The 14,472-nt window shown below is 63.1% G+C and carries 13 protein-coding genes; 2 read left to right on the top strand and 11 right to left on the bottom strand.

The window, feature by feature from the left end; genetic code table 11:
- Positions 1-3 precede the first annotated feature (3 nt).
- Entirely contained in the window at positions 4-1,668 is a 1,665-nt protein-coding gene (gene leuA / locus SKTS_RS07190) for a 2-isopropylmalate synthase (protein ID WP_173062427.1), read from the bottom strand.
- Between the two features lie 150 nt (positions 1,669-1,818).
- On the opposite strand from leuA, the gene SKTS_RS07195 reads away from it, so the two are divergent.
- The gene (locus tag SKTS_RS07195; protein WP_173062430.1) at positions 1,819-2,289 is read left to right on the top strand and encodes an Lrp/AsnC family transcriptional regulator; all 471 of its coding nucleotides are present in this window, start codon (positions 1,819-1,821) and stop codon (positions 2,287-2,289) included.
- 155 nt (positions 2,290-2,444) lie between these two features.
- On the opposite strand, the gene SKTS_RS07200 is transcribed toward SKTS_RS07195, so the two are convergent.
- The 4 genes from SKTS_RS07200 to SKTS_RS07215 all read right to left on the bottom strand — a co-directional run bounded on the left by SKTS_RS07200 (position 2,445) and on the right by SKTS_RS07215 (position 5,477).
- The gene (locus SKTS_RS07200; protein WP_173062433.1) at positions 2,445-3,581 is read right to left on the bottom strand and encodes an FAD-dependent oxidoreductase; all 1,137 of its coding nucleotides are present in this window, start codon (positions 3,579-3,581) and stop codon (positions 2,445-2,447) included.
- 58 nt (positions 3,582-3,639) lie between these two features.
- Positions 3,640-3,804, bottom strand: coding sequence for a rubredoxin (locus SKTS_RS07205; protein ID WP_173062436.1), 165 nt, complete (start codon positions 3,802-3,804; stop codon positions 3,640-3,642).
- An 86-nt stretch (positions 3,805-3,890) separates the two neighbouring features.
- Positions 3,891-4,358 carry a rubrerythrin family protein gene (locus tag SKTS_RS07210; protein WP_173062439.1) on the bottom strand — a complete coding sequence of 156 codons (468 nt, stop codon included), beginning with the start codon at positions 4,356-4,358 and terminating at the stop codon, positions 3,891-3,893.
- A 174-nt stretch (positions 4,359-4,532) separates the two neighbouring features.
- Entirely contained in the window at positions 4,533-5,477 is a 945-nt protein-coding gene (locus tag SKTS_RS07215) for a hydrogen peroxide-inducible genes activator (protein WP_173062442.1), read from the bottom strand.
- Between the two features lie 83 nt (positions 5,478-5,560).
- Between SKTS_RS07215 and SKTS_RS07220 the strand changes: the two genes are divergently transcribed.
- Positions 5,561-5,767, top strand: coding sequence for a YjfB family protein (locus tag SKTS_RS07220; protein ID WP_173062445.1), 207 nt, complete (start codon positions 5,561-5,563; stop codon positions 5,765-5,767).
- Positions 5,768-5,795: 28 nt separating this feature from the next.
- Here the strand turns inward: SKTS_RS07220 and SKTS_RS07225 are convergent, their stop codons facing one another.
- The 6 genes from SKTS_RS07225 to secD form a co-directional block, all read right to left on the bottom strand.
- The gene (locus SKTS_RS07225; RefSeq protein ID WP_173062448.1) at positions 5,796-7,049 is read right to left on the bottom strand and encodes a DUF3999 family protein; all 1,254 of its coding nucleotides are present in this window, start codon (positions 7,047-7,049) and stop codon (positions 5,796-5,798) included.
- Entirely contained in the window at positions 7,046-8,881 is a 1,836-nt protein-coding gene (locus SKTS_RS07230; RefSeq protein WP_173062451.1) for a DUF2339 domain-containing protein, read from the bottom strand. The genes SKTS_RS07225 and SKTS_RS07230 overlap by 4 nt, the downstream gene beginning before the upstream one ends.
- Positions 8,882-8,947: 66 nt before the next feature.
- Positions 8,948-9,586, bottom strand: a complete 639-nt coding sequence (locus SKTS_RS07235) for a DedA family protein (protein ID WP_173062454.1) — start codon at positions 9,584-9,586, stop codon at positions 8,948-8,950.
- Positions 9,587-11,575: a TonB-dependent receptor plug domain-containing protein gene (locus tag SKTS_RS07240; RefSeq protein WP_173062456.1), complete on the bottom strand. Its 1,989-nt coding sequence runs from the start codon at positions 11,573-11,575 to the stop codon at positions 9,587-9,589. It lies immediately after the preceding gene.
- A 29-nt stretch (positions 11,576-11,604) separates the two neighbouring features.
- Positions 11,605-12,543 carry a protein translocase subunit SecF gene (gene secF / locus SKTS_RS07245; protein ID WP_173069051.1) on the bottom strand — a complete coding sequence of 313 codons (939 nt, stop codon included), beginning with the start codon at positions 12,541-12,543 and terminating at the stop codon, positions 11,605-11,607.
- A gap of 103 nt (positions 12,544-12,646) precedes the next feature.
- Positions 12,647-14,464, bottom strand: a complete 1,818-nt coding sequence (gene secD, locus SKTS_RS07250; RefSeq protein WP_173062459.1) for a protein translocase subunit SecD — start codon at positions 14,462-14,464, stop codon at positions 12,647-12,649.
- Positions 14,465-14,472 lie beyond the last annotated feature (8 nt).

Raw genomic sequence — 14,472 nt, forward strand, 5'->3', positions numbered from 1 at the left:
TGTTCATCCTCCACGAATATTTCTGTTTGCGATTCCCGGTCGCGATTCAGCGCCGAGAGCACCGCCTTGAGCGACGCGCTCACCGTGTCGTGGTCGAGCGCGCCGGCCGTCGATGCTGAGCTGCACGTAGGCGACCGCCTCGGCATCGGTGCCCGAAGCGAGCGCGTGTTCGCTGTAATCCACCACGTTCAGGCGCTGTCCACCATGGCGCATCCAGGCGTCGACGAAGGCGGCAAGCGCGCCTTCGCCCGCGCCGTGCAACTGGTGTGCGGCGCCCTGTTCGGCGACATGCGCGGCGATGACGTCGCGGCCGTCACGACGGTCCAGCCGGTAGCCTTCCAGCGTCACGGGTGCCTGGTCGACGACGAAATGTTGCATGAACAGCCCGTGAATGGTGGCGCTGTCGATCTCGCCGCGCCGTTCCTCGCTGGCGCGCTGCACCAGCTGGGCCAGCTCCACCTGCATCCAGCGCGGCAGGTGCAGGCCGTAATCGCGCTCCATGACGAAAGCCACGCCGCCCTTCCCCGACTGGCTGTTGACGCGCACGACGGCCTGGTAGTCGCGCCCCAGATCGCGCGGGTCGATGGGCAGGTAGGCGACCTGCCACGGCTCGTCCGCCCGCTGCTGGTGCAGGCACTTGCGGATCGCGTCCTGGTGGCTGCCGGAGAAGGCGGTGTAAACCAGTTCGCCGATCCACGGATGGCGCGGATGGACTGAGAAACCGGTGCACTCGCTGTAGACCTGGAGGATTTCGTCCGGGCTGGAGAGGTCGAGCTCCGGGTCCACGCCCTGGCTGTAGAGGTTCATCGCCATGGTGACGATGTCCATGTTGCCGGTGCGCTCGCCGTTGCCGAGCAGGGTGCCCTCGACCCGGTCGGCGCCGGCCAGTACGGCCAGTTCCGCCGCCGCCACGGCGCAGCCGCGGTCGTTGTGGGTGTGCACCGAGAGGACGATGCTGTCGCGCCGGCTGATGTGCGTGGCGAAATACTCCACCTGGTCGGCGAACACGTTGGGCGTGGCCGACTCGACCGTGGTCGGCAGGTTGAGTATGCAGGGGTGCTGCGGCGTCGGCTGCCACACGTCGAGCACCGCCTCGCAGATTTCCACCGCGTACTCGGGCTCGGTGCTGGTGAAGCTTTCCGGGGTGTATTCGAACACCCACTCGGTTGCGGGGTATTTTTCCGCCTCGCGCTTTACCCACGCCGCGCCGTTGCGCGCGATGGCCGTGATGCCGGCGCGGTCCTTGCCGAACACCCGCTCGCGCTGCACCGTGGAGGTGGAGTTGTAGACGTGCATCACCGCCCGCTTCGCCCCGCGCAAGGCCTCGAACGAGCGCACGATCAGCTCCTCGCGCGCCTGCGTCAGCACCTGAACCGTGACGTCGGCGGGGATCTGCTGTTCCTCGATCAGCCAGCGGATGAAGTCGTAATCGGGCTGGCTCGCGGCTGGGAAACCCACCTCGATTTCCTTGAAGCCGAGCTTCACCAGCAAGGCCCACATGCGCCGCTTGCGCGCCACGTCCATGGGTTCGAGCAGCGCCTGGTTGCCGTCGCGCAGGTCCACGCTGACCCAGCGCGGCGCGCGCGTGATGGTGTTGTTCGGCCACTGGCGTTGGCGAATCGGCACTGCTGCGGCAGGGCGGTATTTGGTGTGGTCGAAGGTTTTCACGGTATCTGCTCCCTGGGTTTACGAGTTGGAGAAAGATTAAACCGCTCGGCGCGAAATGTGCTTGCGAATATGCCTTTGATAAGTGGAAATCGCGCAATATAATTGCGTATAATGTTGAAATAGAAGTGCCATATACCAAAGGGAGTGAATATGGAGCTAGACCGTTACGACCGGCGCATTCTCGAAGTGCTGCAGGAGGAAGGGCGCATCAGTAACCAGGATCTGGCCGAGCGCATCGGCCTGTCGGCTTCGCCTTGCCTGCGCCGGGTGAAAGCGCTGGAGGAGAACGGTCTGATCGCCGGCTACCGGGCCTTGCTGGATGCGAAAAAGCTCGGCTTCACGCTCACCGTGCTGATCCAGATTTCGATGGACCGCCACACCCCGGAGCGATTCGCCAATTTCGAGGCGCGCGTGGGCGAACTGGATGAAGTGATGGAGTGCCTGCTGATTACCGGCCAGGACGCCGATTACCTGCTCAAGGCCGTGGTGCGCGACATGGACGCTTACCAGGAACTGCTGCTCAACAAGATTACGCGCATCGAGGGGGTCAGCGGCGTGCATTCGAGTTTCGTGATGCGCCGCGTGGTGGACAAGACCGCCCTGCCGGTGGGCAGGGCGTAATTAAAGCGGCAATTCAGGCCACAGAGAACACAGAGTTCACAGAGATGAAGCGGATTTCGCCACGTTTTGGGCGTGGCGCAAAAGACCCCCCATATCTGACTAGCCGTTTTCTCTGTGAACTCTGTGTTCTCTGTGGCTGACTGATTTTGCCCGGTTCAAACGCCGATCTGCTGCGCCAGGGCGTTCTTTTCCGCCGTATGCGTGCCGGTCAGCGCGAAGCCGCACAGATTTCCGGCGTCGCCCACGAACCGTCCGCGCACGCCCTGTTCCGTCCGCTCCACCTGCCATGAGCCGCTGGTGCCCGGCGCGGGCGGGCAGACCACCAGCGGGCAGGCCGGCGTTTTTACCACCACCGGCATGACCGGATAAGCCAGTTCCGCGGCCGTGCCCGAGAGCACCTTGGCCAGGGTGCGCGCTTGCTGCATCAGCGGCATGACGAAAGGCAGGACCTTGCCTTGCGCCTCGGCACAGTCGCCGAGGGCGTAGACGCCGTCCGCGCTGCACTTGAGCTGGTCGTCCACGACGATGCCGCGCTTGATGTCGAGGGCGGCCGACGCGGCGAGGGCGGTGCGGGCGCGCAGACCGATGGCCGAAAGCACGACGTCCGCGTCGAGGGCCGAGCCGTCGGACAGCGTGAGGCGCAAGCCGTTTTCCGTGCGCTCGACTTTTTCGGCCTTGGTGCCGAAGTGCCAGCTCACCCCCAACTCGCCGAGCGCATTTTGCAGCTGTGCGCTGGCTTCGGCCGGCAATAACGTGCTCAGGGGCCGGTCGCCGGGGTCGACGATGTCCACGCGGTAACCGGCGGCGAGCAGGTCGTTGGCGAACTCGCAGCCGATCAGCCCGGCACCCAGGATGGCGACGTGCTGCTTGCCCTCCAGCGCCGCGCGGAAGCGCGCGTAATCGCCCAGATCGTTCACCGACATGACCGCGTCCGCACCGTCGCCCTGCAAGGGCAGGCGGATGGGGTCGGCTCCCAGCGCCAGCACCAGGCTGGAATAGGCCATGCTCCGGCCGTTGACGGTGATGCTGCGCTGCGCCGCATCGATGGCGCTGATGCTGGCGTGGGGTGTGATCTCGGCGTTGAGTTCTTGCGCCATTTGCATGGCGCTCTTGGTGGCCAGCTGCTGCGCCGTCTTTTTGCCGTTCAGGGCATTGGAGAGCATGGGCTTGGAATAGAAGCTGCCGTCGTCCGCCGTCAGCAGATGCAGCGGCGTCGTCGTGTCGAGCTTGCGCCATTCCCGTGCCAGGGTATAACCCGCCAGGCCGGTGCCGATGATGATCAGGGGATTCATCTCATTCTCCTTGCGGGTGGGAAAGGAAGCGGCTGCCTCCTTATCCCGCGCCGTTGGTTCAGATTGCCACCATTTCGAAGTCGGACTTGCTCACGCCACAGTCCGGGCAGGCCCAGCTGTCGGGCACGTCGTCCCAGCGCGTGCCGGGGGCGATGCCTTCGTCCGGCGCACCGGCCACTTCGTCGTAAATCCATCCGCATACTACGCATTGGTACTTTTTCATTTTCAGCTCCTTGAATATTGGGGTAATTGCGCAAAACATCCGATGCATCGAAATGAGGCTGACGGGCTGTTTTGCAAGTCTGTTCTTCAGGCCCTGATGCCGGCCAGGGTCTCGCGGTAATGATTGGCGTGCTTCTCTTCCACCTTGGCCAGCGCGGCGAAGCGCTTGGCGGCTTTTTCCAGCGTGGCGATGAAGTTTTCCGCATGCTCACGGGATTCCGCGATCTGCGCGTCGATTTCCGCGACCGCCGCATGATTTTTCTCTTCCACCGCGGCGTGGCGGAACGACGGGTACATCTCGGTGTACTCGTGGGTCTCACCGGCTATCGCCATTTCCAGACAGCGCGCCGGGTTCATGGTTTCGCGTGGGAACAGCAGGTCGAGGTGGCCGAAGGCGTGCTGCACTTCCTGCGCCGCGGTTTCCTCGAACACCTTGGCGGTGGCCTCGTCGCCCTGGGCGCGGCACATCCTGGCGAAGTACATGTACTTGATATGGGCCATGGATTCGCCGGCGAAAGCGGCTTCGATGTTCTTGATGGTGACGGATTCTTTCATTTCGTTCTCCTTGTCGGTGCTGTGGCTCAGTCCACGCTTCGCATCTTAGGGAGAACGCAATGATTGATCTAATTGATTGTTGGTATCTAGCTTATAGCTATCAGCTATCAGCTATCAGCTATCAGCTATCAGCTATCAGCTATCAGCTATCAGCTATCAGCTGCCGGCTGACGGCTAATAGCTCTCAGCCGGCAGATCCAGCATGGCGACGCACGGCAGCAGCGCCGCCAGCGCGGCCTGGCGTACGGCTTCCAGCGCCTGCGGGCGGGGAAAGCTTTTGCGCCACGCCAGGGCGACGCGCCGACCGGGAACGGGCGTGGCGAAGGGACGGAAGGCCAGCAGCTTGCTTTCGTGCTGTGCCGGGCCGATGGCGCTGCACGGCAGCACGGTGATGCCCGCGCCGCTCGCCACCATGTGGCGGATCGTTTCCAGCGAACTGCCTTCGAAGGTCCGCTGCATGCTGCCGGGCGCGGCGCTGGAACGGTTGAGGGCGGGGCAGGCCTGCAGCACCTGGTCGCGGAAGCAGTGGCCCGAGCCGAGCAGCAGCAGGTTTTCTTCCGCCAGTTGTGCGCCGGGTATAAGTTTCTTCTTGCACCATGCGTGGGTTTTCGGCATTGCCACCATGAACGGCTCGTCGTATAGCGCCTGCGTCACCACGCCCGGTTCGGCGAAGGGCAGGGCGATGACGATGACGTCCAGTTCTCCCTGTTTCAGGCGTTCGGCGAGGCGCGCGGTGAAATTCTCTTCGAGGTGCAGCGGCATTTGCGGGGCGAGCTGATGCAGGGCGGGAATCAGGGAGGGCAGCAAATATGGGGCGATGGTGTAAATGGCGCCGAGGCGCAGCGGGCCGACCAGCTGGTCGCGCCCTTGCTGGGCGATGGACTTGATCGTCGCGCTTTCTTCCAGTACGCGCTGCGCCTGTTCCACGATGCGTTCGCCGACCGGCGTGACGCTGATCTCGCTGGCGCCGCGCTCGAACAGTGCGACGCCGAGCTCTTCCTCCAGCTTGCGGATCGCCACGCTCAGGGTGGGCTGGCTGACGAAGCAGGCTTCCGCCGCGCGGCCGAAGTGACGGGTGCGGGCGAGGGAGACGATGTAGCGCAGTTCGGTCAGGGTCATTTCGATAATCCATTGATTCAATTGGTACGCGCGAAAATGTAGGCGTATACTTGAATAGTTGTTTTGTAAGAGCGGAGGCTCAAATGAACGTCAACATGAACACAAGTACCGCCCTGACATCGGTTGCCGGTCAGAGCACGGGCGATGCAGCCAATATCGCGGTGCTGAAGAAGGCCATGGAAATCGAGGCGCAGAACGCCCTGCAGTTGGTAAACAGCATTTCCACTCCGGAAAAGACTTCCGCCAATTTGCCGCCCAACCTCGGGCAAAACGTCAATACTACCGCTTAATCTGGCAGTGACAGGGATTTCCTCCCTGTCACTTGTCCTCTTCCTGCGCCTCGACCTTACCGAAGCGTAGCGCATTGATGGCCATCCAGGCCAAACCCCCAACCGCGACGAGCAGAGCAGTCCACAGCAGCCAGGGGTGGCGTTCGCTCCATGCGTCCCCGCTGACATAAGCGCCGTTGTCCTGCTGCGGGCCGAGCAGTGCCGCGGGCGCAGTCTGCCAGGGCTCCGAACGGACCAGTTGCGCCAGTTCATAGCTCGGCGCGGCCGCGCGCGCATTGCCGTACAGCAGGCGGTAATCCTGCTCGGCTTCACGCTTGAACGCCACCTGGCGCGGTACGCCGCGCATTTCCAGGCGCAGTCCGGGCAGCGCGGGGTCGTTGCGGTTCAGTAGCGCCACGCGCCAGAGCCTGGCGTGGATTTCCGGAAAAACGACCTCCAGCTCGATGCGCTGCTTGCCCTCGTCCGCGTAGCGGTAAATATGGCCCTGCCCCGCGTTGCGCCAGGTCTTGCCGTCGTCGCTGGCGCTGACTGTTACCCGACGGTGGAATTCCGCCTGGCTGGTCTCGAAACGGATGGCGGACACCGGCGGGCGCGTTTTTCCCAGGTCGGCCTCCAGCAGGGTTTCTCCCTCGGGCTGCCGGGCGGCCAGGTTGAAGCTGGCCGGAAGCGGGACGCGCCGGGCCGCAGTTCTGGTTTCCTCGGTGATGCGCGCGGTGCTGGCCTGCAGCGCCTTTTCGCCCTGCAGGAAGCGCAGCCGCAGCCAGCGCGAACGAGTGCTGGGGTAGGTCAGCACCTGGCCGTTGGTCATCCCTTCCTGCTCGAAGCGGAACAGCGGCGCTTTTTCGCGCACGATGCGCCAGTTGAGGCGGTCGTCGCTGGCAGAGATTTCCGTCCAGGTGAAAAAATCCTTTTGTTCGAGGGTGAGCTGAACGGCATTGTGGGGCGCGCCGTCCGGGCCGGTATCGATGACGGCCTGGCTGTATTGCCCGGGAATGAAGCCGGTGTCGCTGACGGGCGCATTGCGCCACGCGCGCCGGCATTGTTCCTGTTGCGCATGCAGCAGGTAAGGCACTTCCTTGCCGTCGCGGTCGATCACGCGCAGGTCGGCAAGGCCGTTCTGCGCCGGGCCGTAAATTTCCGCCGGCAGCATGGCGCTCTGCCAGGCCGACGGCGCGGATGGGTTCTGCATCGCGCGGAAATATTGCCAATGCTGCCACGCGCCGGGCAGGTCGGCAGCCTGCGCGCAAAGGGGTAATAGCAGCATGGCGAGCCAGCGCATCATGACTCGTTCTCCGACTTGTCTGCGGATTGGCGGCGCTGGTAGAAGAACGACACCACCAGCAATGCCATGCCCAGGGCAAAAAACGAGACGATGCGGTAGGCCCGGTCCAGCAGGGAGAGGTCGTAGAGGAACACCTTGCCCACCAGCAGCCCGAACAGCGCCAGCGCCTGCCAGCGCAGCGCAGCGATGTCGCGTCGCACGCCGACCAGGATCAGGGCCGTGGCGTATGCCGCCCACAGCAAGGACAGGGAAAGCATTTGCGCCAAGCCGTGGCGCTGGCCGGTATCGAACGCATCCCACAGTTCCAGCGATAGACCCCACAGCGCGAATACGTTGGCCGCCACGCCCGCCACGCCGAAGGCGAAACGCTCGTTGGCGGAGAGCGTTTCACGGCTCCTGAATGCCCATGCGGCAGACAGGCCCAGGCAGGCGACCAGCACGGCGAAGGTGGCGAAGCGGGCATTGAGCAGGAATGCGCCGCCGTCCGGCAGGTCGAAAACCAGGTTCAGGGCGGCGAGCACGAACAGGATCAGCCCGCCGCCGCGCAGGCCGGCGTGATCGGTCCGGAACCCGCTGCCGGCCAGCGCCGCGCCCTCGACGGCCCAGGCGATGGCGATCCACTCGCCTTCCAGTTGCACCGGAATGGCCAGGGTGGCGGCGGTCAGGGCCGTCGCGGCGAACAGCAGGCGCGCAGTGCTGGGCGGCGTCAGGCGCATCATGCCGAGGTAGGCGGCGGAAATCAGCAGCAGCGCGAGCGTCAGTTGCGCGCGGTGGAGATCGTAGAGCAGCTCGCCCAGGGCGACCAGGTAAAAGCCGGCGGTCAGCACGAGCAGCAGGATTTGCAGTGCGTTGAGCGGTCCGCTGCGCCGCGCCTGGAGCAGGGACTGGGCGGAGAACTGGGCGAAAAACAGAGAAAGGAACGCGAGCGTCGGCAGCAGATGGGTGGCGTCGTGATAGAACTGCTGGTGCCATCCGATGTAATAGAGGATGGTGGCGAGCAGCGCCAGCGGCGGCAGCACGTCCCAGTCGCGCTGGCGCGTCAGGGCCAGCAGGCCGAAATTCAGCACGGCAATGTAGCTGAACAGCTGGATTTGCGCGTCCACGCCGCTGCTCAGCAGCGCCGGCGTGAGAAAGCCGCCGGCCAGCGCCAGCAGGGCGATGCGCACCGAATCGCGGCCCAGCGCCAGCGCCATCAGCGCGGCGGTGACGATGGCCATGCCGCCGAACGCTGCCCAGGAAGGAATGAGCTGGTAATACTGATGGGCGGCATAAAGAGAGAGGTAAAGCACGCCGGCGCCGAGCCCGGCGATGCCCTCGGAAAAGTAGCTGTAGCCGCGTTGCAGGATGGTCTGGCTGAACACGATCAGCGCGCTGCCGGCCAGCAGGCCGATGGCGACGCGCCCGGCGGGGCCGATCCAGTCGTTGTCGAAGGCGAATTTGAGAAAAAATGCGCCGGCCAGCAGCAGCGCGATGATGCCGATGCGGTTGAGCCAGCGGCCAGCGATCAGGGCCTCAAGATCGAGCTTGGGGCGCGGTTCTGCTGCGACCCTATGGCGCGGTGCATGGCTCGCGGTCGCGGGCGCCGGTGATGGGACTGCCAGGGGCTGCTCGTCTATTGCTGCAGGAAGGGGAGCGATGTCCGGCGATTCGCTCAAGCGCCGCTTCAGTTGCCCTACTTCCGCCTCCAGCGCCGCCACACGGCTCGCCAGTGGGTCGGCGGAACGCAGCCGCTGGAGCGTTTTTTCCAGCTGGTTGACGCGCAGGTAGGCGATGATTCCCAACAGCGGGGCGGCCAGGAACACTAGTCCGAGGATTACGTAGAGGCCGTACATGAATGCTCCCATCATCATCCCCGCAAACCTACCACGGTTTGGGCCAATATCAAATAGGCGGGCGGCTCAGGACTGGAAGCGGTGGCGCAGGTAGCCGATTGCGCCGGGCAGCAGGGAGACGACGATGATGCCGAGCATTACCAGGGTGAGGTTCTCCTTCACCACCGGAATGTTGCCGAAGAAATAGCCGCCCAGCACGAAGAAGCCGACCCAGCAGACGCCGCCGGCGAAGCTGAAGGCGAGGAAGCGGCGGTAATCCATGCTGCCCATGCCGGCGACGAAGGGCGCGAAGGTGCGGATGATGGGGAAAAAGCGTGCCAGCAGGATGGCCTTGCCGCCGTGTTTTTCGTAGAAGCGGTGGGTCTTGTCGAGATAGTTGCGGTTGAGGAAGCGCGAGGATTTACTCCTGAAAATCCGCGGTCCGGCCAGGCGCCCGATCCAGTAGTTGGTGTTGTCGCCCAGGAACGATGCGGATACCAGCAGCACCAGCAGCCATTGCGGTTCCATCGCGCCGGTGGCGGCAATCGCCCCGGACACGAAAAGCAGGGAATCTCCCGGCAGGAAAGGCGTTACCACCAGCCCGGTTTCGCAAAAGATCACCAGGAACAGAATGACGTAGACCCATGCGCCGTGCAGCGAGATGAGCTCTATCAGGTGACGGTCGAGGTGGAGGACCAGGTCGAGAAAAGTTGAGAAGAAGTCCATTTACCAGCCCAGGCGAAGAGTGACGAAAGAGCGGCGTTCAACAACATAATCGTTCGTTCTGAATTCGGCATAGTTTCCGCCGGTATTCTGCAAGGTAAGCGCCACTTCGTTGCCGGACTCACGCTTGCCGAATTGTTTGGCCAGACGGATGTCGGTGCGATGATAGGCAGGCTGTTTGTCGCCGTCGTTGAGCCACATCATGGGCGTGAGCGCGTAGAAGCCGACGCTGGCGGCGAAACGGCCGGGGAGGTTGCGCAGCCACAGCAGGCTGATGCTGTCGACCGGCGCGGATTTCGGCACATCCTGGTCTACCCTGCGTTCGGCGCCGATATGCGTGTGCGCGTATCCCAGCACCATGCGCCCCACGAGCGGGTTGCGCCAGTCGAGCTGGATTTCTCTGCCCTCGACGCTGATGTTTCCCGAATTGATGAACTGGAAGGCCTTGCCGCTGCCGGTGTAGTTGGCAGGTGCGGGGGTGGAGCAGGGAAACTGGTCGGGTGTGGGGGCAAACCTGCAGGTTTTGTCGTCGATATAGTTCTGGTAATCGTTCCAGAACAGCCGGGCGTCGACGCGCAGGCCCATTTCCTGGAAATAGCCCACGTAACCGATCTCGCGGAAATCCACCTGCTCCGGTTTGAGATGCTGACCCCAGTAGCCGGTTTCGACTACAGCGCCGTTGTAGACATATTCCTCGCGCGACAGCTCTTCGAATGCGGTGGGCGCGCGGTATCCGCGGCCGGTACTGGCGCGCAGCACATGGCTGGGCAGGAAGCTGTAGTTCGCCGCCAGGCGCGGGGAGAACAAGGTGTCGGTGAAGTAATGCTTTTCCACCATGCCGCCCGCGTTGATCAGCCACTTGGGGGCGGCCTGCCAGGCAAGATTTCCGAACACTTGCCATTGCGTCCCGCCGACCTCGCCCTCGCCTGCCAGATAGTGGTCCGAGCTAACCTTGTCCTGGCGTACGCCGGCGCCCCATACGCTGCGCAAGTTGCTGGCAAGTGGGTGGGTTTGCTGGAATTCCAGGTCGTCGCGCCGCATGTTTACATCCAGGTTGACCGGAACGGTCGCGTCGACCAGATAGGGTTCGCGTGCCTGGCTGTCGAAATGGTAGTACTGCAAAGACATTTCCTCGTCCGCAGCGGTACTGCGTCGCCAGGCTGCCTGGAAAAAATTGTTTTGACCGGTGCGCGGGTGAGGCGGGTTGCTGGTGTCGATGATCGCGCCGGTGGTGTCGTCGCTGCGCGTCATGCCGACCTGGAAACGCAGTTCATCTCTTGAATTGAGCTGGTAGGCGATCTGGCCGTTGAGGACGTCGCGCTGGATGCTTTCTCCGAGATTGTAGTTATCCACGCCGAGGTCGCGATAATTGACCGCTTCCCGCCGTGACAGCGAAAGGCGCCATTCCAGCGGGCCTTCGGCGTTTCCGGCGCGCAGGGCGGCTTCGCGGGTGCCGCCGGTGCCGCTGCTAAGCATTACGGATTTTCCATGTTCCTGGCGCGGAGAAAGAGTGATGATGTTGACCACACCCTGAAAGGAATTCGCGCCGTAAGTCGCCGGGTTGGGCCCGCGCACCACCTCGATGCGTTCGATGTCGTCCACGCGGATTGGCAGGCTGCTCCAGTCCACCGTGCCGTTGAACGGGTTGTAAACCGAGCGCCCGTCGAGCAACACCTGCAAGCGCCGGCTGTTCGCATCGCCCAGGCCGTTATTGACCACCATGGGCGGGCCGGAGGGCCAGTCTGCCACCATGAATCCCGGCACCAGACGCATCAGGTCCTGCACCTCGGTAAAACCCGAGGCGCGGATCATCTCGCGGTCGATTATCGTTACCGGGGCCGGCGCGTCGAGTGGCGACTGGGTCATGCGCGAGGCGGTCAGCACCATGGGCAGGGCGTTATCGACGAACAGGCTTTCGTCAGTGATTTCTTGTGCGAAAGCGGGCGGCACAGCCCACAGGGGCAGGCAAAGCAGGGCTAGTTTTCTGGCCATAAATTTATGCGGTGATCGGATGCGAAAAATCAGGGCAGCGCTTCGGCTTCCTCGCCTTCCTTCTTTTCGGGCTTGATGAATTGTTCGCGCGATACGCCCAGCCACAGCACGATCGGGCTGGCGACCAGCACCGACGAGTAGATGCCGAAGATGATGCCGATGGTCAGCGCCAGGGCGAAGTAATGCAATGCTTCGCCGCCGAGGAACAGCATGGCCAGCACCATCAGCTGGGTCATGGAGTGGGTGATGATGGTGCGCGACATGGTGCGGGTGATGGCGTTGTCGATGATTTCGGGCACGCTGGCCTTGCGCATCTTGCGGAAATTCTCGCGGATCCGGTCGAACACCACCACCGACTCGTTCACCGAATAGCCCAGGATGGCGAGCACGCCGGCCAGCACGGTGAGAGAGAATTCCCACTGGAAGAAGGCGAAGCAGCCGAGGATGATCACGATGTCGTGCATGTTGGCGATGATGGCGGCCACCGCGAAGCGCCATTCGAAGCGTATGGCAAGATAGGCCATGATGCCGAGACACACGACCAGCAGGGCCAGCGCGCCGTTTTCATAGAGCTCCTTGCCCACCTGCGGGCCGACGAATTCGACGCGTTGCAGCTTGGCGCTGGAGTCGGAGGCAGACAGCGCCTGAAAGACTTTTTCGGAAAGCTTGGCGCTGCTGAGCTCGGGCTTGACCGGCAGGCGCACCAGGATGTCGTGCGAAGTGCCGAAGGTTTGCACGGCAGCGTCATGCAGGCCGATTTGGGTCAGCGTGTCGCGGACCTTAGGTACTTCCGCCGGATGGGGGTAGTTGATTTCCATCACCGTGCCGCCGGTGAAGTCCACGCCCAGGTTGAGGTGTTTGATGCTCAACGCCGCCACCGCCAGGATGAAGGTTACCAGGGAGATCATCGTCGTCACCCGGGCGTAGCTCATGAACGGGATGTCGCGTTTGATATTGAAAAATTCCAGCATGTTTTTTCCTTAAAATACTTTTAGCCACAGAGAACACGGAGATCACAGAGAAAACCAGGTGGCAATGCCACGATTTCTCTGTGTTCTCTGTGGCAATGAATCAAATCGAAACTTTCTCCAGCCTCGCTTTGCGGCCATAGGTCAGGTTGACGAGGCTGCGCGACACCACCACTGCGCTGAATATCGAAGTCAGAATGCCGAGACACAGCACTACCGCGAAGCCGCGCACCGGGCCGGAACCAAGCCAGAACAGGGCGGTGCCGGCGATAAACGTCGTGATATTGGAGTCCAGAATGGTGCCGAAGGCGCGCTCGTATCCGGCGTTGATCGCCGCCTGGGGCGAGATGCCGTTGCGCAGTTCTTCGCGGATGCGTTCGTTGATCAGCACGTTGGAGTCGATCGCCATACCGACGGTGAGCGCGATAGCCGCCATGCCGGGCAGGGTCAGCGTGGCTTGCAGAATCGACAGCACGGCGACCAGGAACAGCACGTTTGCGCTCAGTGCAAGCGTGGAAATCAAGCCGAAGAAGCGGTAGTTCATCATCATGAACAGGGAAATGGCGATGAAGCCGTAGATGTTCGAGTTGAAGCCCTTGGCGATGTTTTCCGCGCCCATGCTCGGGCCGACGGTACGTTCCTCGATGATTTCCATCGGCGCCGCGAGCGCGCCGGCGCGCAGCAGCAGCGCGACGTCGTTGGCTTCCTGCGTGGTCATGGAGCCGCTGATCTGCACGCGGCCGCCGCCGATTTCCTCGCGGATCACCGGGGCGGTGATGACTTCCGCCTGGCCTTTTTCGATCAGCAGAATAGCCATGCGCTTGCCCACGTTATCGCGCGTGGTGTCGCGGAAGATGCGTGCACCGCGGCCGTCGAGCGAAATGTGCACGACCGGCTCGCTGGTCTGGTTGTCGAAGCCGGGCGCGGCATCGCTGATGTATTCGCCGGTCAGCACGACCTGTTTCTTGACCAGCAGCGGCGAGCCCTTGCGCTCGGTGTAGAGTTCGTCGCCAAACGGGATTTCGCCGTGCAGCGCAGCGTTGATGTCGTGTTCGTCGTCCACCATGCGGATTTCCAGGGTGGCGGTACGGCCGAGGATTTCCTTCGCCTTGGCGGTGTCCTGTACGCCGGGCAGTTGCACCACCACGCGGTCGGCGCCCTGCTGCTGGATGATGGGCTCGGCCACGCCCAGCTCGTTGACGCGGTTGCGCAGGGTGGTGATGTTCTGCTGCAGGGCGAATTCCTGGCTCTTTTTCTGCGCCTGCGGGTTCATGCTGGCGCTGATCTTGAAATCGCCCCCCCCCTCCGTTTCCTTCAGAAGCAGGTCCGGCATGCTTTTGAGCAGCTCGTTCATGGCCTGGCCGCGCGTGACCGCGTCGCGGAACTTGACTTCGATGGTCTGGTCCGCCAGGCGGCTGACGCCGGCGTAAGGAATCTTCTTCTCGCGTAGCGCGCTGCGGATGTCGCCGGTATAGCGGTCCATGGTCTTGACCAGGGCGGCTTTCATGTCCACTTGGAGCAGGAAGTGCACGCCGCCGCGCAGATCCAGGCCGAGATACATGGGCAGCGCGCCCATGCTGGTGAGCCAGCGGGGCGAGCTGGAAATGAGGTTGAGCGCGACCACGTAGCCGTTGCCGAGCTTGTTCTGCAGCAGGTCCTTGGCCTTGAGCTGGGTGTCGGTGTCGGCGAAGCGCACCTTGATGCTGGCGGTGTCGAGCGTGACGCCCCGCGTGGAAATCTGGTTCTGGCTCAGGGTTTCTTCCACCTGTTGCAGCGTGCTCTGATCCACTTTCACCGTGGCTCTGGCAGAGGAAACCTGCACGGCAGGCATTTCGCCGAAGAAATTGGGCAGGGTGTAGAGCAGTCCCAGCAGCAGGGCGACTGCGACGACAATGTTTTTCCACAGGGGGTAGCGGTTCATGGACTGAA

It is taken from the genome of Sulfurimicrobium lacus, assembly GCF_011764585.1.
GTDB lineage: Bacteria > Pseudomonadota > Gammaproteobacteria > Burkholderiales > Sulfuricellaceae > Sulfurimicrobium > Sulfurimicrobium lacus.

Bases quoted from the DNA above. Each gene is read 5' to 3' on its own strand.
- secD (WP_173062459.1), bottom strand. From the start codon at position 14,464: ATGAACCGCTACCCCCTGTGGAAAAACATTGTCGTCGCAGTCGCCCTG.
- SKTS_RS07205 (WP_173062436.1), bottom strand. From the start codon at position 3,804: ATGAAAAAGTACCAATGCGTAGTATGCGGATGGATTTACGACGAAGTG.
- SKTS_RS07200 (WP_173062433.1), bottom strand. From the start codon at position 3,581: ATGAATCCCCTGATCATCATCGGCACCGGCCTGGCGGGTTATACCCTG.
- SKTS_RS07210 (WP_173062439.1), bottom strand. From the start codon at position 4,358: ATGAAAGAATCCGTCACCATCAAGAACATCGAAGCCGCTTTCGCCGGC.
- SKTS_RS07195 (WP_173062430.1), top strand. From the start codon at position 1,819: ATGGAGCTAGACCGTTACGACCGGCGCATTCTCGAAGTGCTGCAGGAG.
- SKTS_RS07235 (WP_173062454.1), bottom strand. From the start codon at position 9,586: ATGGACTTCTTCTCAACTTTTCTCGACCTGGTCCTCCACCTCGACCGT.
- SKTS_RS07215 (WP_173062442.1), bottom strand. From the start codon at position 5,477: ATGACCCTGACCGAACTGCGCTACATCGTCTCCCTCGCCCGCACCCGT.
- SKTS_RS07220 (WP_173062445.1), top strand. From the start codon at position 5,561: ATGAACGTCAACATGAACACAAGTACCGCCCTGACATCGGTTGCCGGT.
- SKTS_RS07240 (WP_173062456.1), bottom strand. From the start codon at position 11,575: ATGGCCAGAAAACTAGCCCTGCTTTGCCTGCCCCTGTGGGCTGTGCCG.
- SKTS_RS07225 (WP_173062448.1), bottom strand. From the start codon at position 7,049: ATGATGCGCTGGCTCGCCATGCTGCTATTACCCCTTTGCGCGCAGGCT.
- SKTS_RS07230 (WP_173062451.1), bottom strand. From the start codon at position 8,881: ATGTACGGCCTCTACGTAATCCTCGGACTAGTGTTCCTGGCCGCCCCG.